The organism is Dyadobacter sp. HNCC25DJ187 (assembly GCF_056895255.1).
Genome location: NZ_JBXHAT010000002.1, coordinates 1,891,192 through 1,906,157 on the forward strand (window position 1 = coordinate 1,891,192; position 14,966 = coordinate 1,906,157).

Here is a 14,966-nt window from a genome sequence, read left to right on the forward strand (position 1 = left end):
TGCAGGCTGTTAGTGATACTTATTGATCACTGGTGTGAACCTAAAACAAACAGTTAAACACATAAGCAATAATTGATACAAATAGGCAAAAAAAAGCCACTCTGGTGGCTTTTGGAAAAACACGGTTTGAGCTAACGTAAAGAGCGCAAAAAGTCTTCCAGTTCTTGCACTTTCTCTTCAACAATAGCAACTTTCATGTAACGTCCTTCCTTGCGGGATTCTACCAGACCGGCTTCTGATAATGCCTTCAAATGCTGGGACATAGAAGGTTGACTAATCGGTACAAATTCAAATAAATCAGCACACCCCTTATTGGTACCCTTTGCTATTTCCTGTAATAATGCTAGCCTGGTAGGGTCACTGAGCGATTTGGCCAGTTTAACAAGTGATTTACTATCCATGCTATTCTATTAAATTTTTATTGAATACATGCGCATTCATTGATGTCTTAACCAATCTGGTTATCGGATGGTTCAGATTACATGTTATTTTTTTACCAATTGGGGGGGATGACACCACTTGAACCAGGTGCAAGTGAAGTCTGATAAGTCATCTTCTGTGAAAGCAGCGGCTGGCACGTACTAAATAAAGACCGCATATGATAAGCAGTAATGCTGGCTGCAACAATTCCTACCCAAACCCCATAGAAAACCACTTTAACGTAATATTTACCTTGCATCTATCTAAATAGTAGTTAGTTAAAGCACAACAATGACAACATGAAGGAGTACAGAAAAAACACCGTTTTGGGGTATACATAACCGATGTTTAGTGAGACTGACTTAAGCCGTTTACCAGCAAATCTTAATCGAAAGGCTTCCAAGTCGGATCTTTCAGTTCATCTTTTAACGGCGATCTGGTTTGCTTGATCTTCTTTTTATCGCAAGCACCGAACACCAAAAACTTGCGCTGACCTGCTTTCAAAGAAACTGAGTTTGCGCCACCTTCATATTCCGTATTATCGTTTTGAACAGGATCAGTCTCCCAAAAACAAACCTGGCAAATTTCATAACTACTTTCACTGGCCTTTTCTGCCAGGCTTTTGTAGCCGCAGCACGGACATGTATACATACTCTGGGAAGTTTTGCAAATTTCTTGTTGATCTTCAACCTGCTGGATTTTGTCCATGCTAATATTATGTAGATGATCTCAGAAAATGCTCTTTCGTGAGACTGACGTGGACTATCCTCCTTCCACCGGGATTTATTATCAGCAGCCACATTGCGCGAAACCTGGCCATCCGTGTGAATATAACTCATGTTGAAATTGTTAATAGTGATGCTTTCAGACAGAAGCACCTATCCAATCAGCGGAAGAGGTAATCCTTAATCTTTTAATGGCGTTTTCTCGTTAAAATGACTAGCTAGATATTTTCCCGTTTGACTTGCTGGTTCCCCGGCAACAGTTGCTGGCAGACCGCTTACAACGATTTGCCCGCCTTCATCTCCTGCACCTGGGCCAACGTCAATCACCCAGTCGCTGTTTGCAACAACGTGCATATCATGTTCGATTACAATGACCGTGTTTCCCTGATCAACCAACTTATTGAGCTGGACTAGTAAATTGTCCACATCGGAAGGATGCAGTCCTGTTGTGGGCTCGTCAAGAATATATAACGTATTCCCATGCTGAGCCCGTTGCAATTCGGTGGCCAGCTTTATTCGCTGTGCCTCACCACCCGAAAGCTCGGTAGCCGGTTGCCCAAGACGCAGGTATCCCAGGCCAACCTGACGAACGACATCCAGCGCGCGGTTGATCTGAGGTTCGGACATAAAAAAGTCAAATGCCTCATCCACAGTCAGGGAAAGTACCTGGGCAATATTTTTGCCATTATATGTAACTTCCAGCGTCTTTTCATTATAACGACTTCCATGACAGGTTGGACATGGCGTATATACGCTGGGAAGAAACAAAAGCTCAACCATGACAAAGCCCTCTCCTTCGCAGTTCGGACAACGACCTTTTGCGACATTGAAAGAAAAACGACCTGCGTCGTATTTTCGACTCTTTGCCATTTTGGTATTGGCAAACAATTTACGGACATGATCAAACAAGCCTGTGTAGGTGGCCAGATTTGACCGGGGTGTACGTCCGATGGGTTTTTGATCTACCGGTATTAACCGGCGGACATGATTCATCCCTTCTGAGATATAACCGGCAGTCGTTTTCGGGCTTTCTGTTTGAAGAAGATTATCTTCCTGATCTTCTGTGGTTGTTATTTGCTGTCCCAATTTCTCCAAGACAAGCTCTACCAGCGCCTGGCTGATCAGACTACTTTTCCCAGAACCCGATATGCCGGTGACACTGGTCAATACGCCTAATGGAAAGTCGGCATCCACATGCTTTAAATTATTCCGGCTTATGTCTCTTAGTCGCAGCCACCCTTTTGCCAGTCTTTCAGACTTTTGGCTCTGATCCATATTAAACAGATATCGTCTTGTAACGGATCGGTCGATCTTTTCCAATCCCTGCAATGGACCACTGTAAAGTATTTCACCTCCCCTCTCACCCGCGCCCGGTCCGACATCGACTATCCAGTCGGCATGGCGTATGATTTCGATCTCGTGCTCGACAACAAAAAGTGAATTTCCAGCTGCTTTTAAGCGGTCTAGTGCCCGGAGCAATGATTGTGTGTCGGCAGGATGAAGGCCTGCCGATGGCTCGTCGAGTACATATACCACGCCAAAAAGATTGGAATGTATCTGAGTCCCCAGCCGCAGGCGCTGTAATTCTCCCGGCGAAAGCGTTGGGGTGCTTCTTTCAAGGGTCAGATACCCAAGTCCCAGATCAATCAGTACATCCAGGCGGGATAATAGATCTTGACCTATACGTTCAAGGACTAATGCCTTTTCGGGATGTTTCTGATTTAAGCCATCACTTTTGGTTTTTAGGCAAGCAGATATGATATCATGTAAACTCTTGATATTGAGCCGATAAAACTCCGCAATATCCATTCCGGCAAATTTCACAGATAGAGGCTCAGGACGCAGGCGCTTTCCATGGCAGACGGGACACTGCGCGCTGAGCATAAATTTCGACACGCGCTTTTTCATCGCCTGGCTTTGTGAATTGGCAAATGTTTGCATCACATACCGTTTAACTCCGGTAAAAGTACCCATGTAGCTAGGTTCCATTTTTCGCACCAGGGCTTGTTGAACCTGTGCCGCAGTAAGTCCGGAATAAACCGGGACAACCGGCTGCTCCTCCGTAAACAATATCCAATCCTTATCTTTCTGTGGCAGATCACGCCAGGGTATGTCTACATTGTAACCAAGCGTCATCAATATTTCCCGCAGGTTCTGCCCCTGCCAGGCAGTGGGCCACGCTGCGATGGCTTTTTCCCTGATCGAGAGTGAGTCATCGGGCACCATCGAATGCTCTGTCACTTCATAGACGACTCCCAGGCCGTGGCATTCCGGACAGGCGCCTTCCGGGGTGTTGGGTGAAAACGATTCTGCATAAACGATCGACTGGCCGGCAGGATAATCTCCCGCCCTCGAATACAGCATCCTGATCAGATTTGAAGTCGTTGTGACGCTGCCCACAGAGGAACGTGTGCTTGTCGCTCCCCGCTGCTGCTGCAAAGCAATAGCCGGAGGAAGACCATCAATGCTGTCGACCTGAGGAATGGACATTTGATTGAAAAGCCGTCTTGCGTACGGAGAAACTGACTCCAGGTAACGGCGCTGCGCTTCGGCATACAAGGTTCCGAAAGCAAGCGATGATTTACCAGAACCCGAGACACCGGTAAATACGACCAGTGAACCTCTTGGAACGTCGAGATCCACATTTTTAAGATTATTCTCTTTAGCCCCTCGTACTTTAACAAAGTCCGATGCAGGTAGCGATGGTGATTCTTTTGACATTGGATCCGGGATAAAATGCACTTGAAAAAAAATAATCCCAGAGCTTTGGGCAACGTTTTTCTGGAGTTCGTGTTAAGTAAATCTCGCTAATTTATTTGATGCCAGTGCTATCGGATCTCAAAGTAATTAAGGTTGGCGATTCACTGAATAATACGAAAGGTCCTAAAAGCAAGGATGGGACATCGGAAATACAATCCTGCAAAGGACTATGTCGATATCTTAGTCAGAAACTCTTGTGAAATTAAATTCAGTATCCACCTGATTCACGTTTCAGATTGGGTGATTTTGGACTACGCCATCAAAACCGATCCATCTCACCGGAAGGTTTGTCCGCCGGTATATACCTTATCGAGTTAGGCTTTGAAAATAAAACATAGCCAGGCAGTTCCAAAATTAATAAATGCACAATCCTGTTGATAGCCGGCCAGGCATCTATTGAGATGGGAGTTTCAAGATGATATAAAACCAGATCACACAAACTCCCCCTTCTGAAACAAAGGCAGACTTACCGCACCGGATATTTTTACTTCTGAACCGATACCAGGAGTATAATCCCAAAGATTAACGCTTAAACTGAATACCATCCCATCACAAGGATGTATTAATTTCATTTAAATTAATCAAACAGTTATGGTAAAATTGGCAATTCTGGCAAGGCTCGAAGCTAAGCCAGGTAAAGAACAAGACGTCGCGGACTTTCTCAAAGGTGCCTTGCCTTTGGCGATGGAGGAAGCAGGTACCATCAACTGGTTTGCCCTGCAAATAGGTCCTTCCACATTCGGAATTTTCGACACATTCGAAACTCAGGAAGGCAGGGCGGCACATTTAGGAGGCGAGATCGCCAAAGCATTGATGGCAAATGCGCCGGACCTGCTTGCAGTTGATCCGGTCCTTGAAATGGTCGACTTACTGGCAGTCAAGTAAAACATTGAGTATTACCCTTCATAATAATTAAGCTTAGGCTCTTCATAGAAAATATAGATGCTCGTCACGGGCATTTTCCAGGATGAGCTTAATATATCTTTTTTGAGTAAATCGATAAAAATATTTCTGCTTCATTTAAATACCTGAATACAGCGGCAATAATCCTATTTTTAAAATAAATAATTTGATAAGCATGTCTACTTTCAAGAATCTGTTAATCCTTACTACGCTCCTTTTTGGCGGTCTCGTTCAAGCACAATCCAATTTTACAAGTAAATCCATCGGAGTCGGCGTGGTGGTAGCAGACATGCAACGCTCGCTGGATTTCTATATAAAAGGGATCGGCATGGTCAAAACCGGTAATTTCACAATCAATGCAGAATTCGGTAAACGAGGCGGTTTAACAGGTGGTGAAGCGGTCGACGTAAACATTCTTAAACTCGAAAACAGCCCCGAAAGCACCGATTGGAAACTGATGAGTTTTGGCAAAAAGGTAGGTCACCCAAAGCCAAAATTCATTCAGGACGATACTGGTCCGCAATATATCACCATTCAGGTCAAATCCTTACAGCCCATCATTGACAGGCTAAAGGAGCAAAACGTGACTTTCCTGGGCAACACACCTACGCCTCTGACAAAATATTCACACTTCGTACTGGTCCAGGATCCGGACGGAACATTTGTGGAGCTGATCGGGCCGATGTAATTGTGAAGTTTTTTTCGCTCCGAAATTGTGCATTGATTAGGCAGAGACCGTCATGTTAAAGTATGAATAGCATGGCGAAAAACAGTTTAAATATGGAAAAAATCAAACCCGACTTCAATAATGTATTTTCCCAACAGGCTTCAAGACTAGCCAAAATTGGAAGTTGGAAAATTGATTTGGTAAATGACAAACTTTACTGGTCAACGATGGTTCACGAACTGCACGGAACGAACCCTAAAACTTTCATCCCTGATTTAGAAACAGCCCTTGGTTTTTACCGGAATGATTATCAATCAATGGTAAATGAGGTTATAGTGAAAAGTATTGAGACGGATGCTAAATTTGACTTTGAAGCTGTAATAATCACTAAAAAAAAAGAAAGAACGATGGATTCGGGCCACTGGAAATGTTGAAATGGTTCAAGGGGAATGCAGGCGAATATATGGCAGTTTTCAGGATATTCACAGTTCCAAGTTGCTGGAACTGCAGATGCGTGAGATATTGGAAAGTATATCTGACGCTTTTTATGCAGTGGATAAAAACTGGAAATTTACCTATTTTAATAAAGAAGCTGAGAACCTCCTCTTAAAGAAGGCTGAAGATGTTTTGGCAAAAGCATTTGGGAACTATTCCCGGCAAATGCATTTACCGTCATTCGGAAAATTTATAAAAGAGTTGCCCGTTCAAAAAAGAAAGAATTTTTTGATTACTATTATCCGGGAAATGGGAAATGGTATGAAATAAATGCATATCCATCACATGGTGGCATATCAGCATACTTTAAGAATATAGATTAACGTAAGCAGGCCGCAGAAAAACTCGATAAAGCCTATCAGGAAAAAATTAATATACTGCAAAGTATCGGAGACGCTTTCTTCACCGTAGACAAAGAACCTTGTCAGTGATATATCCTTAGAGAATAGTTCAATGGCAAAAATTTGCAAAGGTGTTTTTGTCACAGTTCCCGTTGCCAACACACCAAAAACTATTAGACATGAAATATACCGGCGCTACTTTGGTTATGGCTCATCCGTTGCAAAAGCAAATGGAATAACGGATTTGGAAGTAAGAGTCAAGTACGCAGATTCATTTTGCCCATTGGTTATACTTGATGAATCAGACAGGCTTAGTTTCAATAGTCTGGAAGAAGTTAGGAATATGTATGATCATTTACATTTCGGTTAAGTACTGATCGGTATGCCTGGCTTTGAGAAAAGACTTTCAAGATATCCCCAGTTATTTTCCCGGATCGGATTTGCACATCAGTATAAATCCTCGGGAGAGCATGAAATGAGGTTTGTGTTTCCTAAAATCTGGGGCAAAAGGGGTAAAGAATATGATCCTGAATATTTTGCCGACTACGAAGCACTGAATACTATGATACGAATCACTAGTGGCAATTTTAGATTGATTGACCGGATATTCAGTCAGATATGCCGGATTATGAGAATAAATAAGCTCCAAACAGTAAACAAAAAGGTCGTTGAAGCTGCTCGAAAATGTCTGCTTATTGGGTAAAGTAACCTTCAAATTTGATCCGAATAATATGGCAATTTAATGTTGAAACAAATATGCAATTTATCGTTAAAGTTCACACTATAAATAAATTAGGTTTTTCATTTACGATAATATTCGTAGTTAAATAGCAATTTTGATGAAGTTAACCCGAATTCACGCTAAATAGCAATACATACTGAGTAACCTAAACCGCTTATTTAAAAGTCTTTATTAAAAAATTACTAACAGAAGTTAATGTTGGTGTAAACCATGGATCGAAAAACATGAATGTATGAGGAGCATCACTGAAAGATATGATTTCAGAATAGATGCCAAATTCATTAAGTTTGGCAATAAAATCACTTCGTCCGGCATGCATTCTTTCAACAGAACTATTGATAAATAGAAAAGGAGGGGTCTGTTTACCAACGTGCGTTAGAGGTGCGGCTTCAATCCACAAATCCGGTTTTTGAGATTTCGAGTAGCCAAACCAATATGTGGCCGCCGAGATAGATTTCGAATCATCTCCCTCTCCCGATTCTGCATGAATAAATGCGAGAGTGCCATCAATATCAATAACGGCCTGAACTTTGCTTGAAAAATTTTTATAAGCTCCCGTACCTTCGTATTTTACATTAGAATTTGTTGTTCCAACGAATGCCGCAAGTTCACCTCCCGCAGAAAATCCCAAAATTGCTATTTGAGATGTATCTACTCCATAATTGCTCCCATTTGCTCGGATCCACCTAATTGCTTCTTTAAGATCAAATACTGCTGCTGGAAATAGTGCTTCTGTCGAAAGTCTGTAATCCACAGTAATGGCCACAAAGCCAGCTTGTGCCAATTTACGGGCAAGTGTACTGTTATGAGATCGATCCCCTGTTCGCCATCCACCTCCATGTACCATTAAAATGGCAGGCTGGTTTTCATTTTTTTTCTTTTCGTTCTTGAAAACATCAAGTTTCCGAGCTCTGCCCGCTTCAAGTTTATTATATTGAATATTTCTGTGAACAACGACGGAAGCAGGCATGGTCGAGTCTGCTATCTGAATTTTCGGATAACGTCTAATCTCATGTTGATAAGCACCTTTTATACTAAAAGTTGTGTCCCTTATACCAGAAGGCATAATCTGAGCAAAGCAAGAGCTGGTGATCGTAAATGCAAGAAATTGTAATATCAATCGTGTTCGCATAATTGTATTATGAATAATTGATCATCTAAAACAAGTTATTAATTCAATTCAGAGCTTATACGGAACCAATCGTAATCCGCGTAACCGAAATCGTTGGTTTGCGTTTCTCTTGTGCAGAAAATACCAAATTTGGCACCTATCCAGCGTTCAACCTCAGCATGGAAAACGTCGCCTACACTGTCAAACTTAGCACCATCACGACTGTAACTGAATTGCGATTTACCTCCCTTGTTTACCTTTACACGCAGATAAATTGCTTCACCAGATTTGAGTCTGCCAATCACGTTTTCCTTTTCCGGCTTGTCTTCGTGCGCATTCTTGCACGTTACCTGCACGATGGAAATGCCATCCTTATCACTTTTCAGGAATATTCCGGCATAACTCTGCCCCATCACCACCAGTCCGGTACGTTCATTTTCCAGTTTGGTGTTCTGGGTAAATGACAATTTTGTAGTTACCATAAATTCCTCCGCAGGAAACTTCTGCATCAAATATTAGGCACCGTCCAGAGATTTTTCGTAGCCTCGGGAGCTTTGTAAGAATACAATCTCAAAAACCCCTTCGCCGTTGTGAACGACCAGATTCTATACCCGATTTCCCTTCATCCATAACCAGCTTACGCTCGTAGGGACCATATACATTTTTGGATCGCAATACGATTTGCCAGCCCGTTGACACACCCCCTGCCGGAGCAAAAATGTAATAGTAGCCATTCCGTTTGTGAAACTTCGGCCCTTCACCATAGGGTCAATGACGTGGCCGTCATAAACCAACACGCCCTCATCCGTAACCTTGTCACCGGCTGCGTTCATCTTTTTGACAGTAAGCACACTTTTGATCCCGGCCCTGCTTCCAGCCCAGCCATGCACCAGATACACTTTGCCATCATCATCCCAAAGCGGACATGGGTCGATCAGTCCCTTGCCTCCTTCCACCAGTACCGGCTCGCTCCATGGTCCTGCGGGATTTTTGGCCTTTGTTAGATATATACCAAAATCAGGATCGGGATAATAGATGTAAAACTCACCATGGTGAAAACGGATTGCAGGCGCCCAAACACCGTTTCCATGCTGCGTTTTCTCAAAATGTTCAATAGGCGCTTGACGGTGTAAAGCATGCCCGATGAGCGTCCAGTTCACCAGATCTTTGGAATGCAAAATCGGCAAACCAGGTACGGCATCAAAACTGGAAGAAATGAGGTAAAAATCATCGTCAACCCTGCAAACGTCAGGATCAGAATAGTCTGCATTGAGAACCGGATTTTTATACAGCCCGTTTCCCAGATCGGACACCCAAACCTTGGAAACGGCATTCGGCGAGTTGGTCTGGCTCTTTGTAACAACCTGTCCAAAAGCACCAGCTCCCAACAAAGTCAGCGTTCCCGTTAAAAGGTAATATTTCATAAAAAATCTATAAACTGACTAACAAAAGGCCTTTCTACTTCTCACTAAACCTATTTCCCGGTCTGCACCAACAAACTTTTATCCGATGCGCCCTTCGTAAATTCAGTCACCTTTTGTGCAGAAGAAACATCCGTTTTTTCCATTTTGAGATCCTTGCTACGTTCTCCGTTCACGGAAATAAGCACATCACTATTCTTGTTGTATTTAATTCCGCTGAAACTAATGTTAGTAGCATTCGCAGTGAAAATGACCGGTTTGGTTGTCTTGGTAATGAGTTGCACGTTATCAAACTTAATCTGATCAGCATCAGTCAGTTCCATACCAATATCGGAAGTGAGCACCAAATTTTTCATAACAATATTCCTAACCGGCATTTCAGGAAGTCCTCTTACAAACACGCCCTTTTTTGCTCCGCTGCATACGATGTCTTCAAACTTCATATCTCTGAATACCTGCGTACCTTCATTCACAGCCGGAATCATATTACGCTCACCATCGGTAGAGAATTTTACAAAATAATACATATCAAAAAAGATAGCTTCCTGTGATATGTCTTTCATAAAAATATTCCTGGCAAAAATACGTTCGACCAAGCCTCCGCGGCCACGTACCGACTTTAATCGCAAACCTTTATCTGTGCCCATAAATGTGCAGTTCTCAATAAAAATATTACGAGCCCCACCGCTCATTTCGCTACCAACTACAAAACCGCCATGTCCATTGTACACGGTGTTGTTTCTTACAACACCATTTTTCTGTAGGAATTCCTCGTTTCCTACCTTCTTCATCCTTGCCCGATTTAATACAAATGGCATCGTCTCCAACATCCAGAATACAACCCTCTACAAGAAAATTTTTGCAGGATTCAATATCAATTCCATCTCCATTGTGAGCATATTCTGGATTTTTAACTCTCAAATTTCTTAGTGTAAGATCCTGACACATTAATGGATGGATACACCAGGCAGCAGAATTTTGGAAGGTCACGCCCTCCAATAGCACTTTTTTACAATTGTTTAAAACAATCAGGTTAGGCCTCAGATAATCTTTCATATTTTCGAAATCCCGGGGCATTTTTCCCGGTGTTAATAACATGCTCATCTCCTTCAAGCTGGCATTTTTGAATTGCTCACTTGGATACCATGTCAAACCGTCTTCTTTTAATACCCCTCCAGAAGCGAGCTTTTCTTTCCAATGACCGTCTGTGAACTGGTTCTTGTGAACAGCACGCCAAGCATCGCCGTTTCCATCCAAAATCCCCTTACCTGTGATTGCAATATTTTCAAGATTACCACCCGATATTGATGACTCGTTTCGTGCAACTCTTTTACCTTCATAAAAACCCTCGGTTATTGCGTACTTAGATTTATCGGTGGTAAATAGTAAGATTGCAGACTCCTGAAGATGCAGATTAACATTGCTTTTCATTTTCACCGGCCCTGTGATCCACAAGCCTTTGGGAACTACCACTACGCCGCCTCCTCTTTTACTACTTTCTTGGATCGCTTCGTTAATCGCGATTGTGTTCAATTTGTTACCATCCCCTACTGCACCAAACTCGGTAATATGAATAGTGTCATTTGAGAAGACCGGCTGTTGTATAACTGGAAGATTTCTCCAGCTAAACGCGGGAACTGTCTGTCCAGCAACTTCAACTGAAAAAAGCATTGTTGTGGCAACGCCTAAAATTATGTTTCTATATTTTATGTTGTTTTTAAAATGTCAAATAGCTGATAAATTGCTGAATCCCACCGCTAACACCCGGTCAATCCGGGTGCCTGGGAGGTCAATTTCTCTCAATGCAATTCTACCGTTTCCCTTTTGCCACAAACCGATAAGTTTGGCCAGCCTGGGTAGCAAAGTCCTTCACATTTGTTTTTGGCAGTGTTATCCCAGCTAACTTAGCCTTGTCGGAAACCAATGGTTTTTTAATCTGATTGACCAAATAGTATTCGTTAGAATTATTACCAGTTGCATTGATTAACTTGGCATTGCCATCAAGTTCAAGATCCTGCGCAAACCGCAGCCGGCAATTTCCTCCGAGATTAGAGGTTACCACAAGCGTGTCAAGTTTGCCGTCTTTCCAACTGATGTCAATTTCAAATCCGCCAATAGCACGCAACCCCTTTACACTACCACTTTTCCATTGTTCTGGCAGTGCAGGTAACACAAAAAGCTCTCCATCGTACGACTGTAAAAGCATTTCTGCAATTCCTGCGGTGCAGCCAAAATTTCCATCAATCTGAAATGGAGGATGCGCATCGAGCAAATTGGGATAGGTCCCTCCCGATTCCCCTTTATTATCCGTAGGAGCCGGGCTTAGTTGATCAGAAATTAGTTTGTATGCTTTTTCTGAATCCAGCAACCTCGCCCACCAGTTCACTTTCCAACCCATCGACCAACCTGTCGATTTATCCCCTCTGTAAACCAGCGAGTTTTTAGCCGCTTCGAATAACTCAGGATTTCGAAACGGTGATATCTGCCCTGATGGATAAAGACCATATAAATGAGAAATATGACGGTGTTTGTCATTAACTCTATCCATGTCTTTAAGCCATTCCTGTAACTGATTATGCTGTCCTACCTGCATTGGAGCAAGTCTGCTCAACGCTGTTCTTATACTGTCTGCGAATGGCTGATCCTTTTTCAAAATTACTGCCGAATTAATCAGATTATTGAAAACATCAAATACAAGCTGATTATCCATAGTTGCACCAGCAGTAACTCCTACACCACTTTCATAGGTATTTTCCGGCGACATGGAGGGAGATACCACAAGCCATTTTTTATCTGAATCCTCTTGCAACGCATCCAGATAAAACATGGCAATTCCCTTTAATACAGGATAATACTCGGCAAGAAATTTCTTGTCGCCCGTGTATTGGTAATGCTTCCACAAATGCTGAGTCAGCCATGCTCCGCCCATCGGCCACATGCCGTAAAACCCACCGTCCACTACTCCGGTAATTCTCCATAAGTCAGTATTATGATGCACATTCCAGCCTCGTGCGTGGTACATTTCCGAAGCACTTTGTTGACCAGTTACCGACAGCTCTTTTATCATTGCGAATAATGGCTGGTGCATTTCCGAAAGATTCGTTACCTCTGCCGGCCAGTAATTCATTTCAGTATTAATGTTGATCGTGTACTTACTGTCCCATGGTGGCGCCATCTTATCATTCCAAATCCCCTGCAAATTAGCTGGTTGATTGCCAGGCTGAGAACTTGAAATAAGCAGATATCGTCCGAACTGAAAATAAAGCGAAATCAATGCCGGATCTTTACTGGTAGCAAATTCTTTAATTCTCAGATCAGTCGTTTTCAGCGCCTGCGAAGTAGTGCCAAGATCAAGCTGAACGCGTTTAAAAAACGATTGATATTTGGACACGTGCGATGCAAGAGCCGCCTTATATGGTTTTGCTACTGCTTTTTTTAGAATAGTTGCTGCTTTCTCTGACGCATTTCCGGATAGGTCTTTGTAGGTTTTAAAATTCGTAGCTGTTGAAATGTAAAGGAGTACTTCATCCGCTGCACTAATTATTAATGCGGAATCTCTCACAGTCAGTTTTCCTCCACGGATTACAGGCTGAAGCTGAGTCTCAAATTTAAGCTTTCCAATTTTGTTATCTACACTACCACTTGTACCGGATAGCAATAAACGTTTATCTTTTGCAACGATTTGCTGGTTCTTATGAGGGCTAACAATATTTACATGAATTGTAATACTCTCCTTCTTGTCTGCAGTGATACGCATGATGATTACATCATCTGCAAAAGAGGAGATTATTTCTCGCTTGTAGGTTACTCCATCTACCATATAGGTAGAAGTATAGACGGCATTTGAGATATCCAGCTCACGTTGGTACTGGGTAAATTTGTCGTGCCCCGGAAACTTTATCTGGATATCACCAACCGGTTGATAAGGCATCCCATAATTATTATTCACTGGAGCCTGTCTTGGAAAAGTACTGTTTGACAAATCCTGTGCTTCTTTGTTTCGTCCTTCTGACAAAAGCTTCCTGATTTTCTGAATATTATCGAATACATTGGGTGGAATATTATTTCCAGGCTCACCTGCCCAAACCGTTTCTTCATTCAATTGTAACTGTTCTTGTCCTGGGTTGCCAAAAACCATGGCCCCCAAGCGGCCATTACCTAACGGTAAAGCTTCATTCCAGTTATTGGCAGGTTTGTCATAAAATAATTTTAAATCCTGCTGCGCTTTTAAGCCAAAGGGCAGAATAAATATAAATGCGAAAAGCAGGAATGATTTGCAAATCCAGGAAAATTTCATGCAATATTGGTTTTGAGTGATATCAATTTATATTTCAGAAGGCTGCCAGTTCCTTAATATATTTTTCAAGGTATATTTTTCAACATCCTCTTTCTTTAACTGCTTTGACCAGCTTACCCTAGTCTTTGGACTGGCTCCCTCTCCCATGCTGTTGAATTCAGCATAAAATGCCGTTTTATCCTTGTCAGGAAACATAGGATCACCAGGCCATGGATGCCAACCTTCTTTTACGATATGGCTACCCATATCTGTATCAATAAAAACGGTTTTGGCAAACGGCCTCCAAGGTCTTCCTAAAAATACCTTCGTGGCCTTTTCCGCTCCAATTAGTTTACAGTTGAGAAAGACATAACCAAACTCTTGTTCTTTAGTTGTAGAAGCGGCCGTAATAAAAGAATCAGACAGACTCTCTATTGTACAATTTTGAAAAACAACCGTTGCTTCGCCAAATATAAAGTCCGTGGTACCAGCGATGTAGCAATCTTTAAAATAATTACGTCCGTCCTTGGATGTGTAGAGCGTGTCCTGATTACCCAGAATTTTGCAATTAATTACTGCGATCCGGTCTGCTTCCGTTGCTAATGCGACTGCCTGCCCTACTCTTCCTGCTGTGTTCTCGATAGTCAGGTTTTGAAGTAAGCAATCGCTGCCCTGCACCAGTACTGTATAAGATGTATACGTACTATATTTTGAGTTATTGGTAAAATCGCCTCCGGGAAACACCTGCCCCGAGTAATTGGCATGTGTTATAATCGTTTTATCCTTATCCTCCCCTCTAAGGGCTATATTCTTTTTCCAGGCCGGTATTACCAGCTTTTCATTATAAACACCATTTTTGACCAGTATTTCTACCCGAACTTGCGAATGGTCTCTTACGTTGTTAACCGCTTCCTGAATTGTTTTAAAATCACCACTACCATCCTGCGCCACAGTAAACTTCGGATTCTGAGCATAACCAGATATGCTCAACAAAACGACTCCGACAATATAACTCAATATTTTAAGCATGATTTAGAATTTCTCTCATTGTTGGATAGAAACATGGTTTCCAGGTCGGTGACTGTAAAACACCAATTAGCCTGGA

General features: G+C 42.3%; 14 protein-coding genes and 1 pseudogene. 5 read left to right on the forward strand and 10 right to left on the reverse strand.

The features are described 5' to 3' along the window. Positions 1 to 131: 131 nt before the first annotated feature. The 4 genes from AC1XUE_RS18770 to AC1XUE_RS18785 form a co-directional block, all read right to left on the reverse strand. Positions 132 to 401: an ArsR/SmtB family transcription factor gene (locus AC1XUE_RS18770; RefSeq protein ID WP_115828992.1), complete on the reverse strand. Its 270-nt coding sequence runs from the start codon at positions 399 to 401 to the stop codon at positions 132 to 134. Positions 402 to 804: 403 nt separating this feature from the next. Then, entirely contained in the window at positions 805 to 1,128 is a 324-nt protein-coding gene (locus AC1XUE_RS18775) for a CPCC family cysteine-rich protein (RefSeq protein ID WP_483357522.1), read from the reverse strand. 197 nt (positions 1,129 to 1,325) lie between these two features. After that, positions 1,326 to 3,866, reverse strand: a complete 2,541-nt coding sequence (gene uvrA / locus AC1XUE_RS18780; protein WP_483357523.1) for an excinuclease ABC subunit UvrA — start codon at positions 3,864 to 3,866, stop codon at positions 1,326 to 1,328. Between the two features lie 470 nt (positions 3,867 to 4,336). Then, entirely contained in the window at positions 4,337 to 4,477 is a 141-nt protein-coding gene (locus AC1XUE_RS18785; protein ID WP_483357524.1) for a hypothetical protein, read from the reverse strand. 19 nt (positions 4,478 to 4,496) lie between these two features. Between AC1XUE_RS18785 and AC1XUE_RS18790 the strand changes: the two genes are divergently transcribed. The 5 genes from AC1XUE_RS18790 (at position 4,497) to AC1XUE_RS18810 (ending at position 6,681) form a co-directional block, all read left to right on the forward strand. Beyond that, a complete protein-coding gene (locus tag AC1XUE_RS18790; protein ID WP_138484097.1) occupies positions 4,497 to 4,790 on the forward strand; it encodes a putative quinol monooxygenase in 294 nt (97 codons plus the stop codon). A gap of 193 nt (positions 4,791 to 4,983) precedes the next feature. Then, on the forward strand, positions 4,984 to 5,496 hold the full coding sequence (locus AC1XUE_RS18795) for a VOC family protein (RefSeq protein WP_483357525.1): 513 nt from the start codon (positions 4,984 to 4,986) through the stop codon (positions 5,494 to 5,496). Positions 5,497 to 5,588: 92 nt separating this feature from the next. Next, positions 5,589 to 5,909: a hypothetical protein gene (locus tag AC1XUE_RS18800; RefSeq protein ID WP_483357526.1), complete on the forward strand. Its 321-nt coding sequence runs from the start codon at positions 5,589 to 5,591 to the stop codon at positions 5,907 to 5,909. A gap of 1 nt (position 5,910) precedes the next feature. Then, positions 5,911 to 6,240, forward strand: coding sequence for a PAS domain-containing protein (locus tag AC1XUE_RS18805; RefSeq protein WP_483357527.1), 330 nt, complete (start codon positions 5,911 to 5,913; stop codon positions 6,238 to 6,240). Positions 6,241 to 6,423: 183 nt separating this feature from the next. Next, entirely contained in the window at positions 6,424 to 6,681 is a 258-nt protein-coding gene (locus AC1XUE_RS18810; protein WP_483357528.1) for a hypothetical protein, read from the forward strand. 526 nt (positions 6,682 to 7,207) lie between these two features. On the opposite strand, the gene AC1XUE_RS18815 is transcribed toward AC1XUE_RS18810, so the two are convergent. From AC1XUE_RS18815 to AC1XUE_RS18840, 6 genes and pseudogenes are all read right to left on the reverse strand, one after another. Next, the gene (locus tag AC1XUE_RS18815; protein WP_483357529.1) at positions 7,208 to 8,185 is read right to left on the reverse strand and encodes an alpha/beta hydrolase fold domain-containing protein; all 978 of its coding nucleotides are present in this window, start codon (positions 8,183 to 8,185) and stop codon (positions 7,208 to 7,210) included. Positions 8,186 to 8,223: 38 nt separating this feature from the next. Beyond that, positions 8,224 to 9,588: pseudogene (locus AC1XUE_RS18820) on the reverse strand (glycoside hydrolase family 43 protein). A 50-nt stretch (positions 9,589 to 9,638) separates the two neighbouring features. Further along, positions 9,639 to 10,376, reverse strand: a complete 738-nt coding sequence (locus AC1XUE_RS18825; RefSeq protein ID WP_483357530.1) for a glycoside hydrolase family 28 protein — start codon at positions 10,374 to 10,376, stop codon at positions 9,639 to 9,641. Next, positions 10,282 to 11,256 (reverse strand): glycoside hydrolase family 28 protein, encoded by a 975-nt coding sequence (locus tag AC1XUE_RS18830; RefSeq protein ID WP_483357531.1) that lies wholly within the window; start codon positions 11,254 to 11,256, stop codon positions 10,282 to 10,284. Before AC1XUE_RS18830 ends, AC1XUE_RS18825 begins: the two co-directional genes overlap by 95 nt. Before the next feature lie 139 nt (positions 11,257 to 11,395). Then, positions 11,396 to 13,882, reverse strand: a complete 2,487-nt coding sequence (locus AC1XUE_RS18835; RefSeq protein ID WP_483357532.1) for a glycoside hydrolase family 95 protein — start codon at positions 13,880 to 13,882, stop codon at positions 11,396 to 11,398. Positions 13,883 to 13,909: 27 nt separating this feature from the next. Continuing rightward, positions 13,910 to 14,890, reverse strand: coding sequence for a pectinesterase family protein (locus AC1XUE_RS18840; protein WP_483357533.1), 981 nt, complete (start codon positions 14,888 to 14,890; stop codon positions 13,910 to 13,912). Between the last annotated feature and the right edge of the window lie 76 nt (positions 14,891 to 14,966).

Bases quoted from the DNA above. Each gene is read 5' to 3' on its own strand.
- AC1XUE_RS18770 (WP_115828992.1), bottom strand. From the start codon at position 401: ATGGATAGTAAATCACTTGTTAAACTGGCCAAATCGCTCAGTGACCCT.
- AC1XUE_RS18775 (WP_483357522.1), bottom strand. From the start codon at position 1,128: ATGGACAAAATCCAGCAGGTTGAAGATCAACAAGAAATTTGCAAAACT.
- uvrA (WP_483357523.1), bottom strand. From the start codon at position 3,866: ATGTCAAAAGAATCACCATCGCTACCTGCATCGGACTTTGTTAAAGTA.
- AC1XUE_RS18785 (WP_483357524.1), bottom strand. From the start codon at position 4,477: ATGAAATTAATACATCCTTGTGATGGGATGGTATTCAGTTTAAGCGTT.
- AC1XUE_RS18790 (WP_138484097.1), top strand. From the start codon at position 4,497: ATGGTAAAATTGGCAATTCTGGCAAGGCTCGAAGCTAAGCCAGGTAAA.
- AC1XUE_RS18795 (WP_483357525.1), top strand. From the start codon at position 4,984: ATGTCTACTTTCAAGAATCTGTTAATCCTTACTACGCTCCTTTTTGGC.
- AC1XUE_RS18800 (WP_483357526.1), top strand. From the start codon at position 5,589: ATGGAAAAAATCAAACCCGACTTCAATAATGTATTTTCCCAACAGGCT.
- AC1XUE_RS18805 (WP_483357527.1), top strand. From the start codon at position 5,911: ATGGTTCAAGGGGAATGCAGGCGAATATATGGCAGTTTTCAGGATATT.
- AC1XUE_RS18810 (WP_483357528.1), top strand. From the start codon at position 6,424: ATGGCAAAAATTTGCAAAGGTGTTTTTGTCACAGTTCCCGTTGCCAAC.
- AC1XUE_RS18815 (WP_483357529.1), bottom strand. From the start codon at position 8,185: ATGCGAACACGATTGATATTACAATTTCTTGCATTTACGATCACCAGC.
- AC1XUE_RS18825 (WP_483357530.1), bottom strand. From the start codon at position 10,376: ATGAAGAAGGTAGGAAACGAGGAATTCCTACAGAAAAATGGTGTTGTA.
- AC1XUE_RS18830 (WP_483357531.1), bottom strand. From the start codon at position 11,256: ATGCTTTTTTCAGTTGAAGTTGCTGGACAGACAGTTCCCGCGTTTAGC.
- AC1XUE_RS18835 (WP_483357532.1), bottom strand. From the start codon at position 13,882: ATGAAATTTTCCTGGATTTGCAAATCATTCCTGCTTTTCGCATTTATA.
- AC1XUE_RS18840 (WP_483357533.1), bottom strand. From the start codon at position 14,890: ATGCTTAAAATATTGAGTTATATTGTCGGAGTCGTTTTGTTGAGCATA.